This is a genomic window from Streptomyces sp. BE303 (assembly GCF_036290945.1).
GTDB lineage: Bacteria > Actinomycetota > Actinomycetes > Streptomycetales > Streptomycetaceae > Kitasatospora.
Map to the genome: position 1 here is coordinate 1 of NZ_JAQYWZ010000889.1, position 390 is coordinate 390.

Below are 390 nucleotides of genomic sequence, written 5' to 3' on the forward strand. Positions count from 1 at the left end.
GTGTGCCCGATGTTGGACTTCACCGACCCGAGCCAGAGCGGGTCGCCGCCGTCCCGGTCCTGACCGTAGGTGGCCAGGAGGGCCTGGGCCTCGAGCGGGTCGCCGAGCGTCGTGCCGGTGCCGTGCGCCTCGACCGCGTCGACGTCCTGCGGGTTCTACCCCGCCTGCGCCAACGCGGCCCGGATCACCCGCGGCTGCGACGGACCGTTCGGCGCCGTCCGACCGTGCGACGCACCGTCCTGGTTCACCGCCGTACCCCGCACCACCGCCAGCACCCGACGACCCGCAGCCCGCGCCGACGACAACCCCTCGACCGATCGGAAGAGCGTCGGGTCCGGGAAGAGTGGATATCTCGGTGTAGATCGAGGTGGTCGCCGGAGCAATACCATA

1 pseudogene is annotated in these 390 nt (G+C 71.5%); it reads right to left on the reverse strand.

The window, feature by feature from the left end:
* A pseudogene (locus tag PUR56_RS33635) lies at nt 1–314 on the reverse strand (hypothetical protein); the annotation flags it as partial.
* Between the last annotated feature and the right edge of the window lie 76 nt (nt 315–390).